This window comes from Nostoc sp., from assembly GCF_036916575.1.
In the GTDB taxonomy this organism is placed as follows: domain Bacteria; phylum Cyanobacteriota; class Cyanobacteriia; order Cyanobacteriales; family Nostocaceae; genus Nostoc.
Genome location: NZ_JBALGC010000024.1, coordinates 1 through 23,137, shown reverse-complemented (window position 1 = coordinate 23,137; position 23,137 = coordinate 1). Strand labels below are relative to the sequence as shown.

Genomic DNA, 23,137 nt, shown 5'->3' with positions numbered 1-23,137 from the left:
AAATACGTACTTTTTACTTTTTACCTTCGTATTTTATCATTATTAAATTCGGATTTATCTAGCTAGATATAGCTATATTTAGCTAATATTGACTGAGGTTTGAATTAGGTTAGTTTGTGCTTTGATTGTCAATCTTGGTAAGAGATTTTCTCTAAAGTAATTACAAGATAAAAAGTTATAATTGCCAAAATAAAATTCAGATAGTGGAATCAGCACTCAGGTGCTTGTGCAAAAACATCTGGCTTGAGCGTCCTAGTAAAAATGTATTCCAATTCGATTCGACTTTATGCACTCGATATCCCACCTTGAAATAAAGTTGCCTTGCCTGATGGTTATTTTCCAAAACGTGGAGATATAAGTCTTGAAATCCCCACTCTTGAGAGACTTTTTCACAGCTAGTCAGTAACCCTGAAGCCACACCATATCTACGGTATTTTGGGTGAACCGCTAAATTAGATAAGTAAGGAAAACCCATACCAACTTGGCTCCACGAATCACTGTAACGTACACCTAGTTCCACACTTCCCACTAAGTTATTAGCCGCACCAGTAGTAGCTTCAAAGGCGACTAAACAAATATGACGCGGCGGAGGTGATGCCATGCGATGCCTTAAATCTTCGTAAATACCCAAACGTAGCAATGGAAAGGCCCATCCCCACATACCCTTTTGGGAGTGAAAGCTTTCAGCAATAATTTGGGCAATGCCAATCAAATCAGCAGGTGTAGCTGTACGAATTTGAAATTGACAGCAAGCTGGATCGATTGGCTGTTGCTGGTATGGATGAAAAAACCGATATTTCAAGGCTAGTTTAGTATTGATTTTATTCAACGAAAATTTTCTCAAATATCCTCAAACACCATTTCAACTGAATAAAAACTTCATATCTGCCCAGGAGATTGAACTGACCTAAGATTGCTAATTCGCTTTTGCTTGTGAAGCATACAAAGTTTTACACTTTAGTTTGGGGCTTTATAGCCTGTATTTTTGAAAGAGTCTTAGAAGTTACAGCTTCATAAATCTACAATCTTAAGTTCAGAAGATTCAGGTGCATCCCTTGCTTTAGGTAGGATGATATCACTCTGTTTACCACAAAAACATCTGTAAAGTAGTACAGATTTAGGTGAATGGGTAGATAAATAGCATAACCTGTCCGTAGGCATTACCTACAAAATTATTAAGTAAGTACACTACTGACAAACTCTGGTTGCAAACTACCTTTGGTTGTATTACTGAACTTGTTTATACAATTGCCGCTACACTAAGAGGACTTTGCTACTAGGTCATAGGAACAGGCTGTACAGTTACTGGGGAAGAATCTGCAAGGTTCCTAATCTCTAACTTCTTAACCACTACCACTTGTCTTAATGATAGTTATGATTGCTAAATTAGAAAGAGGTATTTGTCTAATAGTATACTTTGGCTTTAAATCTTATTGTTTTTATATTACTGACTCTATTATGACTACCATAAATAAAATTTACCTGCAAGTGTTAGTACAACTGCTGCGTGGGGAAAACTTAATATGCAGCTTCATCTAGATTTTTCAGCTAGCTATGAGCGCTGTATGTAGTATCAGACATTGCTCACAGGAGGTGAAAGAAAATTTGGCAAGCAAGCATCGACTCTGTAACACCAAAACTGACTATGAAAGCAATTACACTGCACCAGAGCAAACGGTAATCGGCACAAGCCATAGAGACGAATTACTGTGAGTAAACGCTCCTACACTCAGCAGTCATGTAGCCAAACAGCCTTATTGGTCAAAATGCTCTGCTCTCACCTGACTCAGAAAAATCCTTACCTGATCAGATTATTCTTTATCCGACTGCCGTTGCAGCAGGAAAGCGGTGCATGAAATCCCAAGCAAACAGTAAGCCTAAAATTTTGGTTGTCGATGATGAACCAGACAACCTTGACTTGCTTTACCGCACTTTCTATCGCGACTATAAGGTGCTAAGGGCAACCTCTGGCCCTGCGGCCCTCGATCTGCTGGCTCAAGAGGGAGAGGTCGCAGTGATCATCTCCGATCAGCGGATGCCGATGATGAGTGGTACAGAATTTTTGAGCCTGACAGCAACTCAATATCCAGATATTATCCGGATTATTTTAACTGGCTACACCGATGTCGAAGACCTGGTGGAAGCAATCAATGCTGGTAAGGTATTTAAATATGTCACTAAACCGTGGGAAGCAGAGGAACTAAAAGGAGTGGTACGCCAAGCTTTGGATACCCACAATGTCCTCAAAGCCCGCACCCGCGAACTTACCCGCACACTCCGACAAGAATCGCTGCTGAATACCGTCACAAATACGATTCGCAGTGCTTTAGACTATCGCCAAATTTTGCAAGCAATTGTAGATACAGTGGGCCATATGTTGGAGGTGGATGTCTGTCTGTTGCGTCCCTTCCAAGATGAGCAGTTGGCGGATAAAGGATTCATTTATCAGAAAGCTCTTTCTGAAGAAGCTCTTGAGCAGGGGATTGGGGGAGCAGAACAGCAGATGAGCAGAGGGGAAGTTGCAGTAAATCTTTCCTCTGTTTCGTCACTATCCCCAAAGGGGGTACTGAGTCCCTCCATCTCTTCTCCCTCTCTGCCTCTTTTAGCTCAGACGGTGTGGGAAACCCGCGAAGTCCAGGTGATTCACGATGTGATAGATGATGAGCGTATTCACGGTAATACTCCTGAACTGCGCCAGCGTGGGGCAGCTTTTGCTGCCGCTAACATTTGTTCTAGTTTAGTTGTGCCATTGATCTGCCAACAAGAACTGATGGCAGTGCTGGCACTGCATCAGTGTTCTCTGCCTCGCTTCTGGGAAGATGATGAGGTGCAGCTAGTGTTGATGGTAGCGGATCAGGCAGCTTTAGCTTTGTCTCAAGCTTATGCTTACGAACAAGTACGTGCCCTTGCTAAACGAGAAGCCCTAATTAATACGATTACTAGCGCGATTCGCTCTAGCTTAGACCCGCAAGATATTTTTGCAGCTATCACCCAGCAATTGGGACAAGCTTTACAAGTCGAGGGCTGTGTTTTGTCTTTGTGGACAGAGGAAGATGAGTTTGTAGAGTGTGTAGGCTTGTATGACAGTTTTCAACATCCAAAAAATTTGCATAGGCACAGCCCGCCGCAGGCATCGCCAGCCTTAGACAAAAATTTAAGTAGCAATAATAATCTATTAACACAGAGATTACCTTATTCTCATGCATCTATAAAGGAGAATCCAATCCTCCAACAAATGCTACAGACGCATGAACCAGTGATAATTGGTAATGTAGGTCATTCTCACTCAGAAGTGCAGGGTTTTGATTTGGCTTTAAAAATGCCAGCGCGATCGCTAATGTTTGTGCCATTATTGGCTGATGGTAAATGTATCGGTAGCATTACCTTGTATGAAGGCAACAAAGTCCGCAGATGGCTGTCATCTGATATTGATTTGGCTAAAGCAGTAGCAGCTCAAGCAGCGATCGCTGTGCAGCAGTCATACTTATATCAGAAAACTCGCCAACAAGCTGAACGCTTACTGGAATTAGACAAACAAAAAACCGAATTTTTCCAAAATATCTCTCATGAGTTTCGCACACCCATCACCTTGATTCAAGGGCCTTTAGAGTCGGCGGTGGCGGCTGGTGAGGGATTATCTTACTCCCAATGTGCGATCGCCCTGCGTAACTCCCGTCGCCTGCTGCGACTGGTAAATCAACTGCTGGATCTACAACGCCTAGATGCAGGGAGAATGCAGCCTAGTTTCCGCCCTTGCGATCTAGTCGAATTTGTGAGCCAAATTGTAGAGTCTTTTCGCCCCTACTGTGAGAAAAAAGGACTACATCTCACGACCCAGTTAGATGAATGTTCTACGGTGTACTTGGATATGGAAAAATTTGACAAAGTGGTTTACAACCTGCTGTCAAATGCCATGAAGTTTACTTCTGAAGGTGGCACGATCAGCATTAGACTAAAATCTGAAAATAACCGTTGCATACTGCAAGTACAAGACACTGGTATTGGCATTGTTAAAGAACAAATTCCCCACCTATTTGAGCGCTTCCGCCAAGCTGAAGGTTCAGCAAACCGCTCCTATGAAGGCAGTGGTTTGGGTTTAGCTTTAGTTGAAGAATTAGTAGAATTACATGGTGGTCAAGTTACTGTGGAATCAGTTTACGGCGAAGGCACTACCTTTAGTTTATGGCTTGTTACTGGAAATGCTCATTTACCCGCACAGCAAGTACTAGAAACGCCTACTGAAGTGAATACGAGCCGCGCTAGCGTAGAATTGGCTGATTTAGAACTGGTAGAGTCAACAACAAACAATATTGAAGATATTACAAAAAACTTCTCCCCCAGTATCGATACTCAAGACTCAGCACTCAAGACTCAGCAACGCCAGACCGCTCAACAGGGGGAAAATACGCACACGGCTGGCTCCTCAATTTTAGTTGTAGATGATAACCGGGATTTGCGAACCTATGTATCTGAGATTTTCCGCCGCAACGGCTATCATGTACAGACAGCTCGTAACGGTTATGAAGGGCACAGTATAGCTAAGGAAATTATACCCAGCTTGATTGTGACTGACTTAATGATGCCCTTGGTGAGCGGACTTGAGATGATTCAGATGATCCGCAATGAGGAGAAGTTAAAAGGAACACCAATTATTCTGCTGACAGCGAAAGTAGATGAGGAAACCCGCATCGAAGGTACAGAACATGGGGCGGATGCTTATTTAGCAAAACCATTCAATGATCGGGAACTTTTGGCAGAAGTTCGGAATCTTTTAGCATTGAAGGAAAATGAACGACGAATTGTGGAGTTAAATACTTATCTAACAGAATCGGTACTAAAGCGTTTTTTGCCGGCTGTGTTGGTGCAAAAAGCCGCAACCGGAGATTTAACGTTAGATTTGCGCCCAGAACCCCGCTTAATTACAGTTTTGTTTAGTGATATCGTGGGTTTTACACAGCTAGCAAATACTCTCAGATCCCGGCGAGTAGCAGAGTTGCTAAATGAATATTTAGAAGCTATGACCAAGGTTGTATTTGGCAATGGCGGCACTGTAGATAAATTTATGGGAGATGCTATCTTAGCTTTATACGGAGCGCCGGAAGAACTAACCCCTAATGAACAGGTGCGTCGTGCCATCAATACAGCAAGAGCAATGCACCGCTCACTGGCTGACTTGAACCAGCGTTGGCAAGACCAAGGTGTATTCGATGGCGACAAACTTACTAGCGTACAGTTCCGGTGCGGTATCCACCAAGGTACAGCTGTTGTGGGGATGTTTGGTAGCGCTGAACGTGCCGATTATACTGCTATTGGCCCAAGTGTGAATATTGCTGCAAGGTTGCAAGCTGCTGCTGTTCCCGGTACAATCCTGGTTTCTGCTGCCGTGGCAGATTATTTACAGGAAGAAGAAATTACTAAAGGTAGTCCGCTAGAACTTAAAGGAGTAGATGAAACAGTTTTGACCTTCGCTGTTACATCAGAGATAATGATTAATCGTTAAAATTTAGACTGGTTTTTTAAAGCATTACCAATGAGTAAGAGTGCCTAATCATATCCAGTTTTTTTAATATGATACCATCAGTTGCAGACAAAACTCCAATTCCAGCCAAGGTCTGGAGGCGATACACTGACCCACCAGGTTTGTGGATTTCTGTCGTCATGGGTTCAGTCTCTCTGCACTTGCTGGTGTTCTGGCTGATGCGCTCATCTAATGCATTTAGTCTCTGGTTTCCCCAGCAAAGTCAATCTGCTGTTCCCATTGAATTGATAGACATTACTCCTAAAACAAAATCAATAATCAAATCAAAATCAACAGCCAAAACAGTTTCGCCAAAGCCACTATTCTCAACTCAAACTCAACAGTTTGTACCAGCACGTTCCTCACAAATAAGACGAACTACGCCCAGAAATAAAGATTTTGGCGCAATCAATTCTGCGGATAATCTCAAAAAAAAGAGCCGAACTTACGTCTCTCAATCTAATAGCCAACCCTTTAGGCAACAGAGAGTTCCCACGCCAACACCGAAACCTACAACCACACCGAAACCCACACCCACACCTACAGTTCCAGTCGGTAATTTACTTTGGAACCGCCGTCAAGAAATAAAACTGGGAAAGGGAACGCCATTACCAACAGGTATTCCATCAAATCCACCAGTTTCGGAAGCTGAAAATAGAGAAACTCCAGCAACTCGAATTAGAGAAACTCCAGCAACTCGAACTAGAGAAACTCCAGCAACTCGAACTAGAGAAACTCCAGCAACTCGAACTAGAGAAACTCCAGCAACTCGAACTAGAGAAACTCCAGCAACTCAAACTAGAGAAACTCCAGCAACTCAAACTAGAGAAACTCCAGCAACTCAAACTAGAGAAACTCCAGCAACTCGAACTAAGGAAACTCCAGCAACTCGAATTAGAGAAACTCCAGCAACTCCTACTGAGGGAGCATCGTTAGCAATAGTAGCTCCTTTGCTTAAAAATGAAGTAAGTAACTTGATCCAATCAGGAAGATTACGACAAGATGCTTTACCCGACGTTATCGCTTTATACAGGGGAAGCAACACAAAACAATTAGACTCAAGTTTTCTTGTCCACAATTCTGGACTTGAACCAGCACAGCTCCTTGCTAGCTTAATAATTGATAACAATGGCAACTTTCAACAGGCTGTAGTTCTAGAAATAGAACCAGCAACACTGGAAAGTGAAAAAAGCACATACGAGCAAGTCCTCGGTGAAGTTTTCAAAACAGAAAACTTTATTGCTGCTCACAACAACGATGGCACAAAACCAGGTTTGAGCAATCTGTATGTTAGGATCAAAATCCAGCCTGCCAATTCCAACTAAATGCTTGAATCTTTGCAAAAGCTGTGTTATATTTGTTAGGTTATAAATTTGCGGGCGTAGTTTAGTGGTAAAACTATAGCCTTCCAAGCTATTAATGCGGGTTCGATTCCCGCCGCCCGCTTAGAAAAAAATCCTGAGATGCACTAGTACCGCAAGGCAAAAGTCAAAAGCCACTTGTATTGAGCGTAGCCGTAAAGCCTGCGGCATAGCTTCTCTTCTCTACCTTGGGCTGCGCTTTAAGCGTTCGCGCAGCCCAAGGTAGAAAAGTAAAAGTCACTCATTCAAAAGTATTATGGAATGGGATTTTTAAAGTTTTTAAATGGTTACTCGTGTTGCAAAGTGACGCTCCTCTCTTACAAAGTTCTGATCCGATAGCGCAGCGTTAGCGAGTCCGCGAGCGTCGGAAGCCTCTCTACGAGACGCTCCGCGTAGCTTGCTTCCACGAAGTGGTACGGCTCCGACTTTGCGCTGCGTCGCTCTAAGCGTACCCCTGCTCTTAAGCAAGCTACGCGTTAGCGTCTCTAAGAGTTGCTATGCCGTAGGCTTTACGCTGCGCTAACTGATGCCTACGGCGGGCTACGCCAACCGATAGTGCAGCTTCTTCTCTACCTTGGGCTATGCCCTAAGCGTAGCTATGCCGCAGGCTTTACGAGTCCGCGAGCGTCGGAAGCCTCTCTAAGAGACGCTTTGCGAACGGCTCAGACTTGACGCTGCGCTAACTGTTCGGCGGGAACCGCCGCTCAACGCCAGTTCCTTTAAGTGGGGGAACCTCACCAACGGACTGGCTCAACTTTGCGCTATTTACGCGCCCGATGTACTAGTGCAATAAGTAAGTTTGGACTTGGTAAAATAAACACTAGTATTGCACTATTTGTTGCTCTATTGTGGAATGGGTATCTTGCCCAGCAGTCAATGCAAGTCTGATGTTAAACAACTTAATTATTGCTTTTCTTGACCAATAAACAGCCATAATTGCTCAAGCGTTCGCCAAGATTGGCGAACAAATAAAAAAATTAGAGGAATATCGCACAGTTTTAATTTTCGAGTATCCCTCATTGCTCTCAGATCAACAATGTGAAATATTTATTTATCCAAATCTGCCGCTAACATAATCTTTAGTATCTTGCTGCTGAGGATTGTTGAAAATTAGTTCTGTTGCGTCGTACTCTACCATATAGCCGTTACGACCTCCTTTCTCTGTAGTCCGAACATTGAAAAAGGCTGTCTTATCAGAAACCCGCGCTGCTTGCTGCATATTATGGGTAACAATAACGATGGTATATTGCTCTTTAAGTTGGTGAATTAGTTCTTCAACCCGCAAGGTGGAAATAGGATCGAGGGCGGAGCAAGGTTCATCCATTAATATAACTTCAGGTTGTACTGCGATCGCTCGAGCAATACATAAGCGTTGTTGTTGTCCACCAGATAAAGACGAGCCACTTTGTCGCAGTTTATCTTTGACTTCTTCCCACAAAGCCGCTTGCCGCAAACTCCGTTCCACCAATTCATCCATATTACCTTTGTAACCGTTGATTTTGGCTCCAAAAGCGATATTGTCATAAATTGATTTTGGAAACGGGTTTGGTCTTTGAAACACCATCCCAATCCGACGACGTACTTCTACAGGATCAATATCAGATGCGTACAAGTTTTTATCATAAAAAAGTATTTTACCTTCTGCCTGAAATGACTCAATCAGGTCATTGAGACGGTTATAGCATCGCAACAACGTACTTTTACCACAACCAGAAGGGCCGATAAAGGCTGTTACCTGATTTTTCGGTATATCTAGCCAAATATTCTGTAAGGCTAAAAACTTGCCGTAGTAAACGTTGAGATTTTCGGTGCGTAAAACGGTTTCAGTGTCATTTACTGTGCTAATGTTAGTAGCCATAAATTAAGTTTAGTGTTAGTTTTAGCGATGGGTATTTGGACTGTATATGGCTATGTTTACTAAGCTTTTTGACGAGTTGCCCAGCGAGCGATGATACTTGTGATTAGAACCATCAACACCAAAATCAAAGATGCTGCCCAAGCTAGTGATTGCCAATTTTTAAACGGAGAAATGGCATATTTATAAACCAAAACAGCAAGGGAAGCTGTTGGTTGGAATAAGCTATCGGGCCAAAAGTTGGAAAACAGAGCAGTAAATAGTAAAGGTGCGGTTTCTCCAGATGCTCTGGCGATCGCTAGCGTTGCCCCAGTTACAATTGCTGGTAAAGCTGCTGGTAAGACTACTTGACTCACTGTTTGAAAGTTAGTCGCTCCTAACCCTACAGATGCTTGTCGCAAATCTTGTGATACTAACTGCAAGGCTTCATCAGTAGTTCGCAGAATAATTGGCAACATCAAAATTGCCAGTGCAAACCCTCCACCGAGAGCTGAATATGATCCTAAGTTCAACTTTACCAGTGTCAAAACTACAATGCCATAGGCAAATACCCCAGCAATAATTGACGGGACTCCACTAAGGACGTTAGCTGCAAAACGTACCCATCTGGCTACTTTAGCCGAACTAAATTCTGTGATGTAAATCGCCCCCAAAACTCCAAAGGGGATGCTAATCAAGGCAGCAATTCCTACCATCAGCAACGTGCCTAAGATTGCATTACCAAAGCCTCCTCCCTTTTGTAGAGCTTTGGGTGGCAGTTCAACAAACACGCCCAGATTCAGACTGCTAAAGCCTTTAATAATCACGTAAGAGAGCACTGCTAGCAAAGGTAAAAGTGCCAATACTCCGCAGATGAATGCGACTATGGTCATCACTGTATTAAACAGTGTTCTCTGAGACATGGGGGAGCGAGTTAAACTGCGCTCTGGAAAATTAGAAGTCATAACTTAACCCAAAACTAAGCTACAGTCGCTTGACTCTCAGAACGATTAACTCTGCTAGAATATTGACTACTAGTGTCAAGAAGAATAGAACTAAAGCCGCGTACATTAAAGCTGCAACTTGCAAACCACTAGCTTCTGAGAATTGATTTGCCAATAGAGAAGAAATCGTATTAGCTGGTGCTAAAAGAGAGATACTAATGTTGTTGGAGTTGCCAATTAACATCGTTACAGCCATTGTTTCTCCCATTGCTCGCCCAAGTGCCAACATCACAGCACTAACTATACCTGAAAAGGCTGCTGGAATGAGAACTTGCAAAATCGTTTCCCAGCGCGTTGCTCCTAGTCCTAGAGCAGCTTGGCGCAAACTGGGGGGTATAGAAATTAAGGCATCGCGGGATAGAGCTGTGATGATGGGCAAAGTCATTACTGCTAATATGACTCCCGCCGGCAACATTCCTGGCCCTGTAGGAGAAGTGCTAAAAAATGGCAGCCAGCCAAAATAACTATTGAGCCATTTTCCCAAGTTGGTTAATATTGGCACTAAAACAAAAATACCCCACACGCCGTAGACAACGCTGGGAATAGCTGCGAGCAGTTCTACTGCGAAAACCAGTACCAGCTTCACTTTAGCGGGCAAAAAATCCTCGCTCAGTACAATAGCAGTACCAATCCCAATTGGTACTGCTATCACTAGACCAATAAAAGAACTCAACAGAGTTCCATAAATTTGAGGTAGCACCCCATAGCTATCATTAACCGGGTTCCAAGTGGTGTTGGCTAAAAAGCTAACACCAAACTTTTGGATAGCAGGCCAAGCACCAATTGCAACCTGCGACCCGATCCATAATAAAGTAGCAGCAACCCCAAAGGCGAAAATTTTAGTCAGCCAAATAAAACCCCAATCTAGGGACTTTTCTGAGTCAGAGCGATTTTTTATCGCTGATGACAGATTTTGAGAATTTGTAGTCATGAATACCGACTTTAACAATTAAATCAGAGAAAGATGTAGGAGGCAAACAGATTAGTAAAATTGTCGCCTCTCATTTATTTAAACTGATACAATAGCAACTCCGTGTTCCAAGTTACTATTGATTAGGCATGTTTGATTGCTTACTTACTAGCGCTACTACCACTGGCAACAGAAATTTTATACTCTGGACTGATTTGGTCAGCAGCAGCAGCCACCTTTGTGATGACATTTTGGGGTAGAGGAACATACCCTAGCGCAGTAGCCTGCTTTTGACCCTCAGTTAAAGCGTATTCGATCGCAGCTTCAACTGCCTTAGCTTTTGCCGCGTTGGGATATTTCTTATAAGCCAAAATCCAGGTGTAAGTGACAATAGGATAGGAATCAGCCCCTTCTGGATCGGAAATGAAGGCGCGGAGATTTGGCGGTAGAGTTACTGATTCCAGAGTTTTAGAGGCTGACTCCTCACTAGGTACAATAAACTTACCGCCTTTGTTTTCCAAAGCAGCAAACTTAAGACTATTTTGTTTGGCATAGCCATACTCTACATAACCAATAGAACCTTGAGTTTGTTGGATTTGGGCGGTAATACCCTCATTACCCTTAGCACCCACTCCCGTTGGCCAGTTGACAGTTTTGCCTTCACCAACTTTACTCTTCCACTCAGGACTAATAGCGCTGAGGTGTTTTGTAAACACACCCGTGGTTCCACTACCATCAGAACGATAAACAACTGTGATCTGCTGTTGAGGAAGCTTGACACCTGGGTTAGCCTTGGCAATTTGCGCGTCATCCCAAGACTTGATTTTGCCTAGCAGAATATCGGCATAAACGGCTCGTGGTAGCTTGAGTTCTGGAACATCTGGCAAGTTGTAACCCAGTACGATGCTACCAGCAGTCACAGGCAGTAAAATAACACCCTTATCTGGTGGTACTTTCTGGATTTCTTCATCCTTCATAGCAACATCGCTGGCACCGAAGTCTACAGTGCCTTTGATAAATTGCTCAACTCCAGCACCGCTACCAACTGATGCATAGTCAACTTGCAGATTTGGATATTTTTTGTTTAAATCTGTGAACCAGGTATCGTACAAAGGTGCCGGAAAAGACGCACCAGCCCCGGTTAACTTGATGTTTCCACCAAGGTCTAATTTAGCTGGACTAGAGGCAGTAGTATCTGTAGCAGTGCCAGAAGGACTATCCTTGGTGGCTGTATTATCTGAGGTTTGCTGTCCGCCACAAGCAGCTAGGCTGATTGTCAGTGCTAACACTGAAATTGAACCTGTGAGGCGATGAGTTTTTATTACACTAAGATGTGAGAGCATCGCTATCAATTTTTTAGTAACTTTCCAGGTGAGCGTTTCTAAGATACTCCTAAAGGACAACGATAAAGATTAACAATGGGTTAACAAAGTAAAAAAAATACTTGTTTTTTTGATAAAGAGCAAACCTTGATTTCTAGTTTTACTTGATAAATTTTATACTTTTGCTTGAGTTTTAAGCTCCAAATAACACCACAGTTAAGTTGGTTGCAGGTATTTACAAAACTTTATTGTTAGTATAATTTCTTTGCTCAAGTCATAAAAAAAGTATGTAATTTGACGAATACCTAACCCTTATTTCTAGTTATGCTTGATAAATTTTATACTCTTATTTTCATTTTAAGCTACAAATAGTACCATAGTGAAGTTGGTTACACGTATTTACAAAACTTTATTGGTAGTGTAATTTCGTTGGTCAAGTCATGAAAAAATTATGTAAATAGATAATTAAGCATCGTAAAACAAAAGGTTTATAAATTTGGGAGCTTATGGAAAACTGTTTGTGCTTACCAGTTAAAGCAGACATCAAGCAAATAACTAAACAATCTCATCTAGACAGGGAAATTATTGTTAGACAAAGCAGGGGAAAAGAAACAGTAAATTGCTTATGTATAGCAGAATAGGCGGGGCGATCGCTTAAAAAAAGTGAATTAAAGAAATATTTTCAGCACTTTGTAGCCTAATTTAGGCAGTGATCTAAAAAACTAGTACAAATACTAAGCTAAATGATATTTAATTTACCATATTTTAAGTAAAATACCATAATCAGAACATGCCTCAGTCAATAAAATCAGACAATAGACACCTAAGCCGCAATTTGCAGAACTGAAAAATTATATACCAAAAAAGCAAAAGGAAATATGCTAGTTCTTAAGATATCAGCACAAATTTCATTTCAATATTAATGTTTATACTGGTTTTTGTTGGTTTTCCGTTTTGCCTTTCCCTGGTTGCCTGATAAATGTTTGCTGCTTCCAATCAATTATTATGGTCAATGATTGGCTTACTTCTAACAATGGGTGGCACCTTCCTAGAAGCTTATGGCATCACCTTACCTTGGAGTTGGAGTAAGCACGGAATTCAGACTTTTTCTTTAGGCGTCAATTTTCAAATTGGCGCAGTACTGTTGGTGGGTTGTTTAGGGGGCAAAAATGCCGGTGCGCTTTCGCAAATTGCCTATTTAGTAATGGGGTTAACCTTATTACCTGTATTTGCCGATGGCGGCGGTATTGGTTATATCAAGCTATCTTGGTTTGGCTATCTACTAGGCTTTATTCCTGGAGCTTGGATTTGTGGCTTGTTTGCTTTTAAAGCTAGACCTCGATTAGAAACTCTCGCCTTTAGTTGCATCTGTGGCCTGTTAACTCTCCACCTATGCGGTATTGCTTATTTGATTATTAGCTATATTTTTCAGTGGAAAGGTACGGAAAATCTATCCTTGATGCAAGCAATCCTCAGATACTCATGGTTTGCACTACCAGGGCAACTAACTGTGGTCTGTGCCGTTACTGTAATAGCGTATGTATTGCGTCACTTAATGTTTTATTAGTTTATTGTCCTTCGTCCTTTGTTATTTGTCAAAAGCTTATGACCAATGACTTATGACCAATGACCAATGACCAATGACCTATGACCTATGACCTATGACTAATTTGCCATGCGTTTAAAAAATCGCCTTTTCTGGATCGCTGCCTTCATAGCTTTTTTCTTAGACCAAATAACAAAATACTGGGTGGTGCAAACCTTCAGCTTAGGGCAAACACTACCACTCTTACCTGGGATATTTCACTTCACCTATGTCACTAATACTGGTGCCGCTTTTAGTTTGTTAAGTGGGAAAGTAGAGTGGTTGCGCTGGCTATCTTTAGGAGTGAGTTTAGTATTGATAGCGTTAGCCTTGTTTGGTCCAACGTTAAATTTGTGGGATCAGCTAGGCTATGGCTTGATTTTAGGTGGAGCTATGGGCAACGGTATTGATCGCTTTGTTTTAGGCTACGTTGTTGATTTTCTTGATTTTCGCCTAATTAACTTTGCTGTATTTAATGTGGCAGATTCATTTATTAGTATCGGTATTGTTTGCCTGTTAATTGGTTCCTTGCAAAAAACGCCGACTTCAACTGGCAGGTTGCATTAAACTATTAAGCCTGGGATGATTAATCCCAGGCTATTGACTACTGAAACTTTTGCTCAGTCCTATATGCGAAGACTTGACCTATAGGTTGCAAAGATTTTGATTTATTATCTTACACCAGTTCGTATAACTGGTGCAAGAGATCAAGATGCACTGAGAATCGCTAAGAGCAAACTAGTATTCTTATGCCTCAGCTTTTAATTTAATTGCCTGTGCTAGGAGTTGTTGGCGAACTTGGAGTACTGGGAGAGTTTCCTGGTTCGGTAGTGCTGCCAGGAGTGCCAGACTCCGGTGAAGTTGAGGTTCCTGGTTCAGGATTGCTGTCAGTAGTACCAGACTCCGGTGTAGTTGAATTTCCTGGTACGACATTGCTACCAGGAACGCCAGGTTGAGCTGGGGTAACGCTTCCTGGTTGGGTAGGGCTGCCAGGAGCGCTAGGTTCAGATGGGGTAATGGTTCTTGATCCTGGAGTTAAGTTGCCAGGAGTGCTAGGTTCAGATGGGGTAATGGTTCCTGATCCTGGAGTTAAGTTGCCAGGAGTGCTAGGTTCAGATGGGGTGATGGTTCCTGATCCTGGAGTGGTTTCGGGAGTGCTAGATCCACGTGGTGTTCTAGTTCCTGGTCTGGTTCCTGGTGCAGTTGTACTATCTGGAGTAGTGGTACTACTGGGCGTGGTTTCTGCTGGTGCAGTTGTGCTACTAGGAGCGCTAGGCGTGGCTGCTGTGCCACCGGGACAGCGGGAGTTGAGCGGAAAATACTCGCACAGAATTTTCATCCCTTCTGGCGACATCTTGATTTCCGTTGGTGTACTAGTGGAGTCGCTGCTGGATTGGGCTATGGGGGATTTACTGGATCCGGCTACAGCAATGTTAGCGGTGAGCGCCAAAGATAGAGCTGTACCAATCATAGTCAGAGATTTTCCCAACATTCTAAAATTAACCTCAACGGAACACTCGCCCTATTAAAACAGACAATAAGATTTAGAAAATCTTCCTAAATGAAGATATTTAGGTTTGTTTCAAAATATGTGGATCTGTAAAATTGGTAAAAATTAAATCTGTTGTTTCTTGATGATTAGTGTTTAAAAATACAATAGCAAAAATTATGGTTGTAGTTATTGAACTAGTAAGACTGATATAATAAGCCTTTGAGAATGTATAAAAGATTTGTATTTTTGAAAATAAGTGACGAAAATAACAAATTAATTCTAGTTGTAAAATAGTTTTTAGTATAAATTAGCTCAAGTCTTTCCGTATAGTTAATTTATGCTTTGGCTTATGAGTAAAATGATGAAAGACTAACATCTAAATTGTAATTATTGTAATTCGCCCGATTTTTTACTAAAAACTGTGATGTGAATAGCCGATGAGTTTTCCCCAACCCCCTCAAAAGCCACAAACGTTACTTGGTCAACTGACTCAAGCGGTACATACTATCCAAGCTAGGGTCGATTTTTCTAAATTGGCGCTCAAGCCTAATGCCAAAGTACCGGAACTCTGGGTGCAGGACGCGGGGGCGGATAAGGCAGAGGTATATCCACTGTTGGGCGATCGCTATATTCTAGGTCGTAGCTCCAAATCCAGCGATATCGTTATCCGTAACCCTGTTGTCAGCCAAATTCACCTGTCGCTATCGCGAAATTCTTCTCAGCGTACACCAGTTTTCGTAATCAAAGACGAAAACTCTACCAATGGCATTTATCGTGGCAAGCGTCGTGTTAATTCCCTAGAACTGCGTCACGGCGATATTCTTACTCTGGGACCCCCAGAACTCGCCGCTTCTGTGCGGTTGCAATACGTCGATCCCCCAGCCTGGTATGTCAAAGCTGCAAGTTGGACAGCTTATGGTGTCGGTGGTGCCAGTGCCCTGTTAGCCTTAGTGATTGGCGTCGAATGGCTGAAATTTTCAGTTAAACCTTTACCTACAGCTACACGCGCTCCAGTAGTTGTTTACGCCCGTGATGGAGCCACCCCCCTGAGAGAGCCTCGGACTATCTCTCATGTAGACATGAAGCGTTTAGAGGAATTTGGCCCTTATTTGCCTGCTGCGGTGGTGGCTTCGGAGGATAGTCGTTATTACTGGCACTTTGGGGTTGACCCTCTAGGGATTTTACGAGCCGTGTTGATCAATAGCCGCAGCGGAGATGTACAACAAGGAGCCAGCACTGTTACCCAGCAAGTTGCCCGCAGTTTGTTCCGCGAGTATGTAGGCAGACAGGATACCCTTGGACGCAAATTGCGGGAGGCAATTGTCGCCCTGAAGTTAGAAACCTTTTACAGCAAAGATGAAATTTTGCTGATGTACTTAAATCGAGTTTTTTTGGGGGGAGATACCTCTGGCTTTGAAGATGCATCCCGGTATTACTTTGAGAAGTCGGCTAAAAAATTAACTTTGGCAGAAGCAGCAACGTTGGTAGGAATTTTACCTGCTCCCAACGCTTTCGATTTCTGTGGGGATGGGGCAAATAAGCTAGAAGCAGCTGAATACCGAAATCGCGTAATTAAGCGGTTGCTAGAGATGGGCAAAATTAAATCTGAGGATGCGAACCGAGCTAGACGCTCCACTGTTCAAGTTAGTCCTAAAGTCTGTGAACAGCAAGCTAAGACCATCGCTCCTTATTTTTACAGTTACGTCTTCTCTGAACTTGAATCAATCTTGGGGGAGGGAGCCGCAAATGAAGGGAACTATATCATTGAAACCCAGCTTGATCCAGCGATCCAGAGCCAAGCAGAAGCAGCGTTACGGAATTCAGTCAACAACGGTGGCGCAAATTTTAATTTTTCTCAAGGGGCGATGGTCACTCTTGACTCCAGTACTGGTAGTATCCTGGCAATGGTAGGCGGCACTGATTACAAAAAAAGTCAGTTCAATCGTGCTGTTCAAGCCAAAAGACAACCAGGTTCCACCTTTAAAATATTTACTTATACTGCTGCTATTCAACAGGGGATTTCAGAATCAAAAAGTTATTCTTGCGCCCCTTTAACTTGGCAAGGCTTTACTTATAAACCCTGTCGTGCTGGTGCTGACACTAGTTTAGATATTGCCACCGGGCTGGCTCTTTCAGAAAATCCGATCGCCCTACGAGTTGCTAAAGAAATCGGGCTGAATAAAGTGGTGTCAATGGCACAGAATTTGGGAATAAAATCAACCCTTGATCCAGTTCCTGGCTTGGTACTAGGTCAAAGTGTCGTCAATGTTTTGGAAATGACTGGTGCTTTTGGCGCTATTGGCAATCGTGGTGTGTGGAATCCTCCCCATGCGATTAACCGAATTTTAGACAGTGGTGATTGCCGCGATCGCAATGATATAAAAACCTGCCGTGTAATTTACTCCTTTGACCAAGATCCGGATGCCAACAAACGAGTGCTGACAAATGGTGTCGCCGATGAGATGACTAGTTTGATGCGCGGCGTAATCACAAGAGGTACTGGTCGTAGTGCTGCCATTGGGCTGGGGGAAGCTGGTAAAACTGGCACGACTGATAAAAACGTTGACTTATGGTTTATAGGTTTTATCCCCAGTCGGCGGCTTGTAACTGGTGTTTGGCTAGGAAATGACAATAATTCCCCTACATCTGGTAGCAGCGCTCAAGCAGCTCAGTTGTGGGGGAATTATATGAGACGGGTTACAAGGTAAATTGGGCATGGGGCATGAGGCATGAGGATTGGGAACTATTGATCAATAAATGATCAATGGACTTTTGTGAGAAGACCTGATTTTGAGGACTTAAAAGTTTATCAACTCGCCCAAAAGCTAGCTAATGAAATTTGGCGTATTGTTCAAGAATGGGACAATTTCACTAAAGATACACTGGGCAAGCAAATTGTTCGGTCTGCTGATAGTATTTGTGCGAATATCGCAGAAAGTAGAGGTATAGCAACGGACAGGGAGCTTAGGACAGCAATAAAATCACATAGTACCCTGTTGAAGGCGCGTTTCCCACGAACTGTCCTAATGGCTTTGGCGACTGCTATAAATACAACGATCAAGACAATCGACGTTTTGTCAAGATTGCGAGAGGGTCTTTATATGAAACTATCAACTGGTTAAGGTTAGCCTACGCCAGACAGTTATTGACAAATGAACAGGTAAGCAGATTTAAACCAATTCTTGATGAACTATTACCCAAGCTCAATGCTTATCTAAAATCTATAGGCAATAGGCAATAGAAACTTAATTCTCTTACCCATGCCCAATGCCCAATACCCAATACCCAATTACTGATATCCCTGCCAAGGAGTGACTTCCAGTTTGCCGTTAGGCTTGAATATCACTTGGAAGTGAGCCAGAGGTTCTTTATTGTTGGGAGCTGCTACATTGGAACCGTAGATAGCGTTGAACATCTTGGGAAGGGGTGTTTCTTGGAAATAGTCAAAAGCGACTTGGTTGAGTGGTTCATAGTCAGCAATTACACCATCTTTGTTGACCGCTACCCGATATTTCAAATCTCGCGTAAATGTGGGAGTGCCACTCCAGGTTTGGCGAACTGTACTATAAAGCTTTTGGTTTAAACCTTTGACTATATTAGAGTCAGTAATTTTTGCGCCGACTACCTCTGGTGTGCTAGCATATCCCCTCCAAGGGCTAACTTCTAGCACACCTTGTGTAGTAAATACTACTCTAAATTGGGCGATTGGTTCATTAGAAATGGGAGCGCGGTTAGCAGGATTATAAAGTAGGTTAGGCAGAGGAGTTTGCCCCACTCCTAGATTCGCCTCTTTATTCACCGCTTTATAACCGACAATCGCCCCATCCGCAGCTACACCTAGACGATAGATCAAATCCTGTTGCAATCCTGAGCGATTAGTCAAAGCTGGATGAATTTGATTATACACTTGGCGATTCAATGCACGCAGTTGGGATGGATCAGTAATTTCCGGAACTGTATTTAAAAGTGCTTCTAAATCGTTAACTGCTGGCTTTGCACTAGCTGTGGGTGTTGGTATGGGCGTTGCAGCGACTATGGGAGTTGCAGCCGCTGATGCTGGAGGAGTAATGCTTTTTGTTGTAGAGCTAGTTTGCTCATCTGCTTTAGGCTGTGGTGGACGCATTTGAGGAGGTGGAATCAAGTTAAAGGCGATCGCTGCTACTGCTAAACTTGATACTCCCACAGCAGCAGGTACAGCCTGCCTGATCAAAGCCTGACTAGCACCGCCATAGCGTCTAGTAACTGGTTGTAGTTCTAAGGAAAGTTCTGGTAAAGTTTGGGTATCAGCAAAAAACTGATCCACTGCTTCCACTAAATCAAACAACTGCACTGTATTTAAATCTATTTCAATAGGCGGACGCTTGGAATTGTTAGAGTGTTCAAACCCCTCTGGAGCACCTTCTGAATGTATAATTAGCCTGTGTCGGTTGCTGTCAACTTTCTGAAACTCTACTAGCTCCGATTCCTGGTTATGTGCTTGCGGATTGGGTACACTACTTAAAAATTCTTGGGCATAGCCACTAACAGCCCTCACCAAACTTTCAAAAAATTCCCGCCCTCCCGTTAAGGGTTGATTGTAACCAGATAAATAGCATTCTGCATTTACCAATATTGATAATTCTGGGCGCATTTCCTGGAAGTGTGCAGCCCTAGTGACATCACTTAACCCTTCTAAAAGCAGTGTACAATTAGGTAGACTGTACTTACGTTGAATATTCATTCCACTTCACCGTCAAAAAGACTAATCCAGAACCGCTGCATTCCAGCTGTACCAGTACAAAATAGTAGTTGTCCTAACAAATTTATCGCTAGCTCATCTAATTTTTCATCGGAAGTTAATGCTAGTACACCAGAACGTCGAGCATTCATCCGGCTCTTAAAATGCGCTCTAAACCGCTCTAGGTAATTAGATAGCCGCAAATTCTGTTCTAATGGAATCTGTTTTTCTTCCATTTGTTGACATATCATTAGTAACTGGCGGATGACAACAGTTAAACGTCGCGCTATATAGCAAGCAATAACCACCAGAGCTTTTGCTTCCATGATAGTTAAAGGACGGCGCATGTGCGCTCTTCGTAGCGGGTTAGAGCTACGCATCCGCCATAAATTCACCCTGTCTTTAACAATTCCTTTTAGATCCAACTCTTGAGCAAAAGCCAGAATTGCTTCAGAACCACCAAGCTCTAAAGCTTCAATTGCCAGTAAAATCAGGTCAATTTGCAACCGGGTTCTCCGAGGACATGTCTTGGAAGCGATCGCAGGATCTGGTAAAGTGTCTAGAACCATCGGCAGTGACTCTTGGGTTGGACTGTTGAACGGCGTTAAACTTGCTGAGACATTCATTCTATAAATACCTTGTGCGGTTCCAACAGACTAGGTAAAACAAATTTAAGATCGGTAGCCAAACAACAACATTAGACTTGTAGCAGTAGGCATGACTACCTGATATATACATTAGTTAACTCTTTCTACTCAAAGGTTTCCCTATATTGAAATCAAAGTTTTAAAACATCAGTTAATTCACCTCATTTGTGAGTGCAATCCTTTTTCTAGCTTGGTTTAGATTCTAATTATCGTCAATCAAGGGCGAAGCTTCAGCCTCGACCCCCAGCGTATGACATTATAGTGTACGATTTTTCAGGTATCTGAAAATGGGGATTGGGGACTGGGGGATGAGAGGGATGAGGGAGAAGTTGCAGTAAGTTTTTCCTCTTTGCCCCTTTGCACCTCTGTGTGCCTCTTATGCCCAATCCCCAATCCTCAATCCCCAATCCCTAATCCCCATTCCCCATACCCTATTTTATGGATTTGAAGTCTCTCGTTCGTGACATCCCAGATTTCCCCAAACCCGGAATTTTATTTCGGGATATTACTACGCTGCTGCGCGATCCAGAGGGACTGCGCTATACTATTGACTTTTTAACACAAAAATGCAATGAAGCTGGGATAACGGCAGATTATGTTATTGGTATGGAGTCGAGGGGATTCATTTTTGCCTCACCTCTGGCTTATAAATTAGGAGTTGGTTTTATTCCCGTCCGCAAAAAGGGGAAGTTACCAGGAGTGGTTCACTCAATTGAATATGAACTAGAGTATGGTATCGACTGCCTGGAAGTGCATCAAGACGCTTTACACGAAGGTAGCCGAGTTTTGATTGTGGACGATTTGATAGCCACGGGTGGAACTGCGAGTGCAACAGCAAAGTTAGTGCAGAAAATTGGCTGCGAACTGGTGGGGTTTGGGTTTATTATCGAGCTACGGGATTTACAAGGGCGTAAATATCTGCCGGACGTGCCGATTATCTCTCTAATTGAATATTAGTCATTGGTCATTGGTCATTGGTCATTAGCAAACGACAAATGACTAATGACCAATGACCAATGACTAATGACAAAGGACTAATGACTAATGACATCTACGAGAATTTCCTTGGAAACAGGTCGGGATTGGCTAATCAGGCTAGTCACGAGCGAAACTTTTGTTTATGTGGCAAAGCGGCTATTCCAGGCACTACTGACTTTATTTTTGGCGTCAGCGTTGTCGTTTTTCATTATTCAACTCGCTCCTGGTGATTATGTAGATACGCTGCGACAAAACCCAAAGATATCCCCTGAAAGAATTGAGGAAATTAAGCGACAGTTTGGTCTGGATAAGTCTTGGCCAGAGCAATTTTGGCTATGGCTATGGCGAATCTTGACAAAAGGGGATTTTGGCACGAGTTTTATTTATCAACGTTCAGTGGCATCGCTGTTGTGGGAACGGGTACCAGCGACTTTGCTATTAGCGATCGCATCTTTAATTGTCACATGGGCGATCGCCATCCCTCTAGGGATCTTTGCGGCTGTTAAACAAAATAAGCTAGCAGACCGGATTTTACAGGTAATTAGTTATACCGGACAAGGCTTTCCCAGTTTCATCACTGCTTTAGCGCTGCTGGTTTTAGCCCAAATCACCTCACCTTTATTCCCAGTGGGTAGTATGACTAGCATTAATCACTCGGAACTGTCGTGGTTTGGCAGAATCTTAGATATTGGCTGGCACATGATTTTACCCACGATCGCCCTCTCAATTACTAGTTTTGCTGGTTTACAACGCATCACTCGCGGCGAATTATTGGATGTTTTGCGTCAAGATTATATCCAAACGGCTCGTGCTAAAGGACTGCCAGAAAACCGTGTGATCTACGTTCATGCTCTTCGCAATGCGATAAATCCCTTGATTACCTTATTGGGTTTTGAATTAGCTAATTTATTAAGCGGTGCCTTCATTGCTGAATATTTCTTCAACTGGCCTGGTTTAGGAAGATTGACTCTACAGGCTTTACAAGCTCAAGATTTATATTTGTTAATGGCAAGCTTGGTAATGGGCGCAGTGTTACTGATTGCTGGTAATTTAATCGCCGACTTAATGTTAAAAGCAGCCGATCCACGTATTCGCCTAGAAAATCTCAATTAGTTATTAGTCATTAGTCATTGGGTATGGGGCATTGGTTTAGTTGTCCTCTCCTGCTTCCCCTGCACCTCTGCCCCCCGTGCCCCTTCATCCCCCTCATCTCCCTTATCTTTTTCATCTCCATGCTGTCCGAAGTCTATTACTTAGTGCGCTCAAAAACTGACGGTAATTATCTTATAGCTCGTCCTGACGCCGAAACATCAGGTTATTTATTACTGTTTCAGGAAAACTTTGATGCCTTAAGCTATCTCAACACCCATGCGGCAGAAGTAGCAAATCGCTTTGCTGTAGAATCTATTGCGCGTACACAGTTGGGAAACTTGCTCAAACGCTGGGGTTTTAGCGGTGTGGGTATTGTGACTGACCCGTTATTGCCCAAGGTTGAGTTTTTGCAGCACAGTTAAGCTGTACTTCCTCATTTGTTAATCGGACATTGGTCATAAATGTTGGGTTTTGTTTCTCAACTAGCGAAGGGAGCGATCGCACTTGTATTTTTTATTATTCAATTGTAATGGGGCCTTCAATAAGGTCTCCATCTGGATTAATCGTGTTACGAACGAAAGCACTAGGGCGTGTTTTCAAACTATAACCATAATAAAATGGAGGCGATGGCTGCGCCAACGTCTTCGACGAACGTAATCATAGCTGTATAATTTACA

General features: G+C 42.9%; 18 protein-coding genes and 1 tRNA gene. 11 read left to right on the top strand and 8 right to left on the bottom strand.

What is annotated here, in order from left to right; genetic code table 11:
• Positions 1 to 196 precede the first annotated feature (196 nt).
• Complete coding sequence (locus tag V7L29_RS06925; protein WP_334691525.1) at positions 197 to 829, bottom strand: GNAT family N-acetyltransferase; 633 nt, start codon at positions 827 to 829, stop codon at positions 197 to 199.
• A 1,023-nt stretch (positions 830 to 1,852) separates the two neighbouring features.
• On the opposite strand from V7L29_RS06925, the gene V7L29_RS06920 reads away from it, so the two are divergent.
• The 3 genes from V7L29_RS06920 (at position 1,853) to V7L29_RS06910 (ending at position 6,964) form a co-directional block, all read left to right on the top strand.
• Positions 1,853 to 5,500 carry a response regulator gene (locus V7L29_RS06920; RefSeq protein ID WP_334734957.1) on the top strand — a complete coding sequence of 1,216 codons (3,648 nt, stop codon included), beginning with the start codon at positions 1,853 to 1,855 and terminating at the stop codon, positions 5,498 to 5,500.
• Positions 5,501 to 5,568: 68 nt separating this feature from the next.
• Complete coding sequence (locus tag V7L29_RS06915) at positions 5,569 to 6,843, top strand: hypothetical protein (RefSeq protein WP_334734956.1); 1,275 nt, start codon at positions 5,569 to 5,571, stop codon at positions 6,841 to 6,843.
• A gap of 50 nt (positions 6,844 to 6,893) precedes the next feature.
• Positions 6,894 to 6,964 (top strand) — tRNA-Gly (locus V7L29_RS06910).
• Between the two features lie 966 nt (positions 6,965 to 7,930).
• Here V7L29_RS06910 and pstB read toward each other — a convergent pair.
• The 4 genes from pstB to pstS all read right to left on the bottom strand — a co-directional run bounded on the left by pstB (position 7,931) and on the right by pstS (position 11,970).
• On the bottom strand, positions 7,931 to 8,737 hold the full coding sequence (gene pstB, locus V7L29_RS06905) for a phosphate ABC transporter ATP-binding protein PstB (RefSeq protein WP_334691522.1): 807 nt from the start codon (positions 8,735 to 8,737) through the stop codon (positions 7,931 to 7,933).
• Positions 8,738 to 8,796: 59 nt separating this feature from the next.
• Complete coding sequence (gene pstA / locus V7L29_RS06900; protein WP_334691521.1) at positions 8,797 to 9,678, bottom strand: phosphate ABC transporter permease PstA; 882 nt, start codon at positions 9,676 to 9,678, stop codon at positions 8,797 to 8,799.
• A gap of 19 nt (positions 9,679 to 9,697) precedes the next feature.
• Positions 9,698 to 10,648, bottom strand: a complete 951-nt coding sequence (gene pstC / locus V7L29_RS06895; RefSeq protein WP_334691520.1) for a phosphate ABC transporter permease subunit PstC — start codon at positions 10,646 to 10,648, stop codon at positions 9,698 to 9,700.
• A 140-nt stretch (positions 10,649 to 10,788) separates the two neighbouring features.
• Positions 10,789 to 11,970, bottom strand: coding sequence for a phosphate ABC transporter substrate-binding protein PstS (pstS, locus tag V7L29_RS06890; protein WP_334691519.1), 1,182 nt, complete (start codon positions 11,968 to 11,970; stop codon positions 10,789 to 10,791).
• A gap of 958 nt (positions 11,971 to 12,928) precedes the next feature.
• On the opposite strand from pstS, the gene V7L29_RS06885 reads away from it, so the two are divergent.
• Positions 12,929 to 13,516 carry a biotin transporter BioY gene (locus tag V7L29_RS06885; RefSeq protein WP_334734955.1) on the top strand — a complete coding sequence of 196 codons (588 nt, stop codon included), beginning with the start codon at positions 12,929 to 12,931 and terminating at the stop codon, positions 13,514 to 13,516.
• 108 nt (positions 13,517 to 13,624) lie between these two features.
• On the top strand, positions 13,625 to 14,101 hold the full coding sequence (gene lspA, locus V7L29_RS06880) for a signal peptidase II (protein ID WP_334691517.1): 477 nt from the start codon (positions 13,625 to 13,627) through the stop codon (positions 14,099 to 14,101).
• Between the two features lie 199 nt (positions 14,102 to 14,300).
• On the opposite strand, the gene V7L29_RS06875 is transcribed toward lspA, so the two are convergent.
• On the bottom strand, positions 14,301 to 15,026 hold the full coding sequence (locus V7L29_RS06875) for a hypothetical protein (protein WP_334734954.1): 726 nt from the start codon (positions 15,024 to 15,026) through the stop codon (positions 14,301 to 14,303).
• A 437-nt stretch (positions 15,027 to 15,463) separates the two neighbouring features.
• Here V7L29_RS06875 and V7L29_RS06870 point away from each other — a divergent pair, with 437 nt between their 5' ends.
• The 3 genes from V7L29_RS06870 (at position 15,464) to V7L29_RS06860 (ending at position 18,267) form a co-directional block, all read left to right on the top strand.
• Positions 15,464 to 17,734, top strand: coding sequence for a transglycosylase domain-containing protein (locus tag V7L29_RS06870; RefSeq protein WP_334734953.1), 2,271 nt, complete (start codon positions 15,464 to 15,466; stop codon positions 17,732 to 17,734).
• A 66-nt stretch (positions 17,735 to 17,800) separates the two neighbouring features.
• A complete protein-coding gene (locus tag V7L29_RS06865; protein ID WP_334691514.1) occupies positions 17,801 to 18,148 on the top strand; it encodes a four helix bundle protein in 348 nt (115 codons plus the stop codon).
• Positions 18,109 to 18,267, top strand: a complete 159-nt coding sequence (locus tag V7L29_RS06860) for a four helix bundle protein (RefSeq protein ID WP_334691537.1) — start codon at positions 18,109 to 18,111, stop codon at positions 18,265 to 18,267. The genes V7L29_RS06865 and V7L29_RS06860 overlap by 40 nt, the downstream gene beginning before the upstream one ends.
• 48 nt (positions 18,268 to 18,315) lie before the next feature.
• On the opposite strand, the gene V7L29_RS06855 is transcribed toward V7L29_RS06860, so the two are convergent.
• Positions 18,316 to 19,746 carry a DUF4335 domain-containing protein gene (locus V7L29_RS06855; protein ID WP_334691513.1) on the bottom strand — a complete coding sequence of 477 codons (1,431 nt, stop codon included), beginning with the start codon at positions 19,744 to 19,746 and terminating at the stop codon, positions 18,316 to 18,318.
• A complete protein-coding gene (locus V7L29_RS06850; RefSeq protein ID WP_334691512.1) occupies positions 19,743 to 20,369 on the bottom strand; it encodes a DUF3038 domain-containing protein in 627 nt (208 codons plus the stop codon). The genes V7L29_RS06855 and V7L29_RS06850 overlap by 4 nt, the downstream gene beginning before the upstream one ends.
• A gap of 459 nt (positions 20,370 to 20,828) precedes the next feature.
• Here V7L29_RS06850 and V7L29_RS06845 point away from each other — a divergent pair, with 459 nt between their 5' ends.
• The 3 genes from V7L29_RS06845 to V7L29_RS06835 all read left to right on the top strand — a co-directional run bounded on the left by V7L29_RS06845 (position 20,829) and on the right by V7L29_RS06835 (position 22,882).
• Positions 20,829 to 21,347 carry an adenine phosphoribosyltransferase gene (locus V7L29_RS06845; RefSeq protein WP_334691511.1) on the top strand — a complete coding sequence of 173 codons (519 nt, stop codon included), beginning with the start codon at positions 20,829 to 20,831 and terminating at the stop codon, positions 21,345 to 21,347.
• Positions 21,348 to 21,434: 87 nt separating this feature from the next.
• Positions 21,435 to 22,481, top strand: a complete 1,047-nt coding sequence (locus tag V7L29_RS06840; protein WP_334691510.1) for an ABC transporter permease — start codon at positions 21,435 to 21,437, stop codon at positions 22,479 to 22,481.
• Between the two features lie 119 nt (positions 22,482 to 22,600).
• Positions 22,601 to 22,882, top strand: coding sequence for a hypothetical protein (locus V7L29_RS06835; RefSeq protein WP_334691509.1), 282 nt, complete (start codon positions 22,601 to 22,603; stop codon positions 22,880 to 22,882).
• Positions 22,883 to 23,137 lie beyond the last annotated feature (255 nt).

Coding starts and splice junctions, on each gene's coding strand:
- V7L29_RS06920 (WP_334734957.1), top strand. CDS start 1,853: ATGAAATCCCAAGCAAACAGTAAGCCTAAAATTTTGGTTGTCGATGAT.
- V7L29_RS06915 (WP_334734956.1), top strand. CDS start 5,569: ATGATACCATCAGTTGCAGACAAAACTCCAATTCCAGCCAAGGTCTGG.
- pstB (WP_334691522.1), bottom strand. CDS start 8,737: ATGGCTACTAACATTAGCACAGTAAATGACACTGAAACCGTTTTACGC.
- pstA (WP_334691521.1), bottom strand. CDS start 9,678: ATGACTTCTAATTTTCCAGAGCGCAGTTTAACTCGCTCCCCCATGTCT.
- pstC (WP_334691520.1), bottom strand. CDS start 10,648: ATGACTACAAATTCTCAAAATCTGTCATCAGCGATAAAAAATCGCTCT.
- pstS (WP_334691519.1), bottom strand. CDS start 11,970: ATGCTCTCACATCTTAGTGTAATAAAAACTCATCGCCTCACAGGTTCA.
- V7L29_RS06885 (WP_334734955.1), top strand. CDS start 12,929: ATGTTTGCTGCTTCCAATCAATTATTATGGTCAATGATTGGCTTACTT.
- lspA (WP_334691517.1), top strand. CDS start 13,625: ATGCGTTTAAAAAATCGCCTTTTCTGGATCGCTGCCTTCATAGCTTTT.
- V7L29_RS06875 (WP_334734954.1), bottom strand. CDS start 15,026: ATGTTGGGAAAATCTCTGACTATGATTGGTACAGCTCTATCTTTGGCG.
- V7L29_RS06870 (WP_334734953.1), top strand. CDS start 15,464: ATGAGTTTTCCCCAACCCCCTCAAAAGCCACAAACGTTACTTGGTCAA.
- V7L29_RS06855 (WP_334691513.1), bottom strand. CDS start 19,746: ATGAATATTCAACGTAAGTACAGTCTACCTAATTGTACACTGCTTTTA.
- V7L29_RS06850 (WP_334691512.1), bottom strand. CDS start 20,369: ATGAATGTCTCAGCAAGTTTAACGCCGTTCAACAGTCCAACCCAAGAG.
- V7L29_RS06845 (WP_334691511.1), top strand. CDS start 20,829: ATGGATTTGAAGTCTCTCGTTCGTGACATCCCAGATTTCCCCAAACCC.
- V7L29_RS06840 (WP_334691510.1), top strand. CDS start 21,435: ATGACATCTACGAGAATTTCCTTGGAAACAGGTCGGGATTGGCTAATC.
- V7L29_RS06835 (WP_334691509.1), top strand. CDS start 22,601: ATGCTGTCCGAAGTCTATTACTTAGTGCGCTCAAAAACTGACGGTAAT.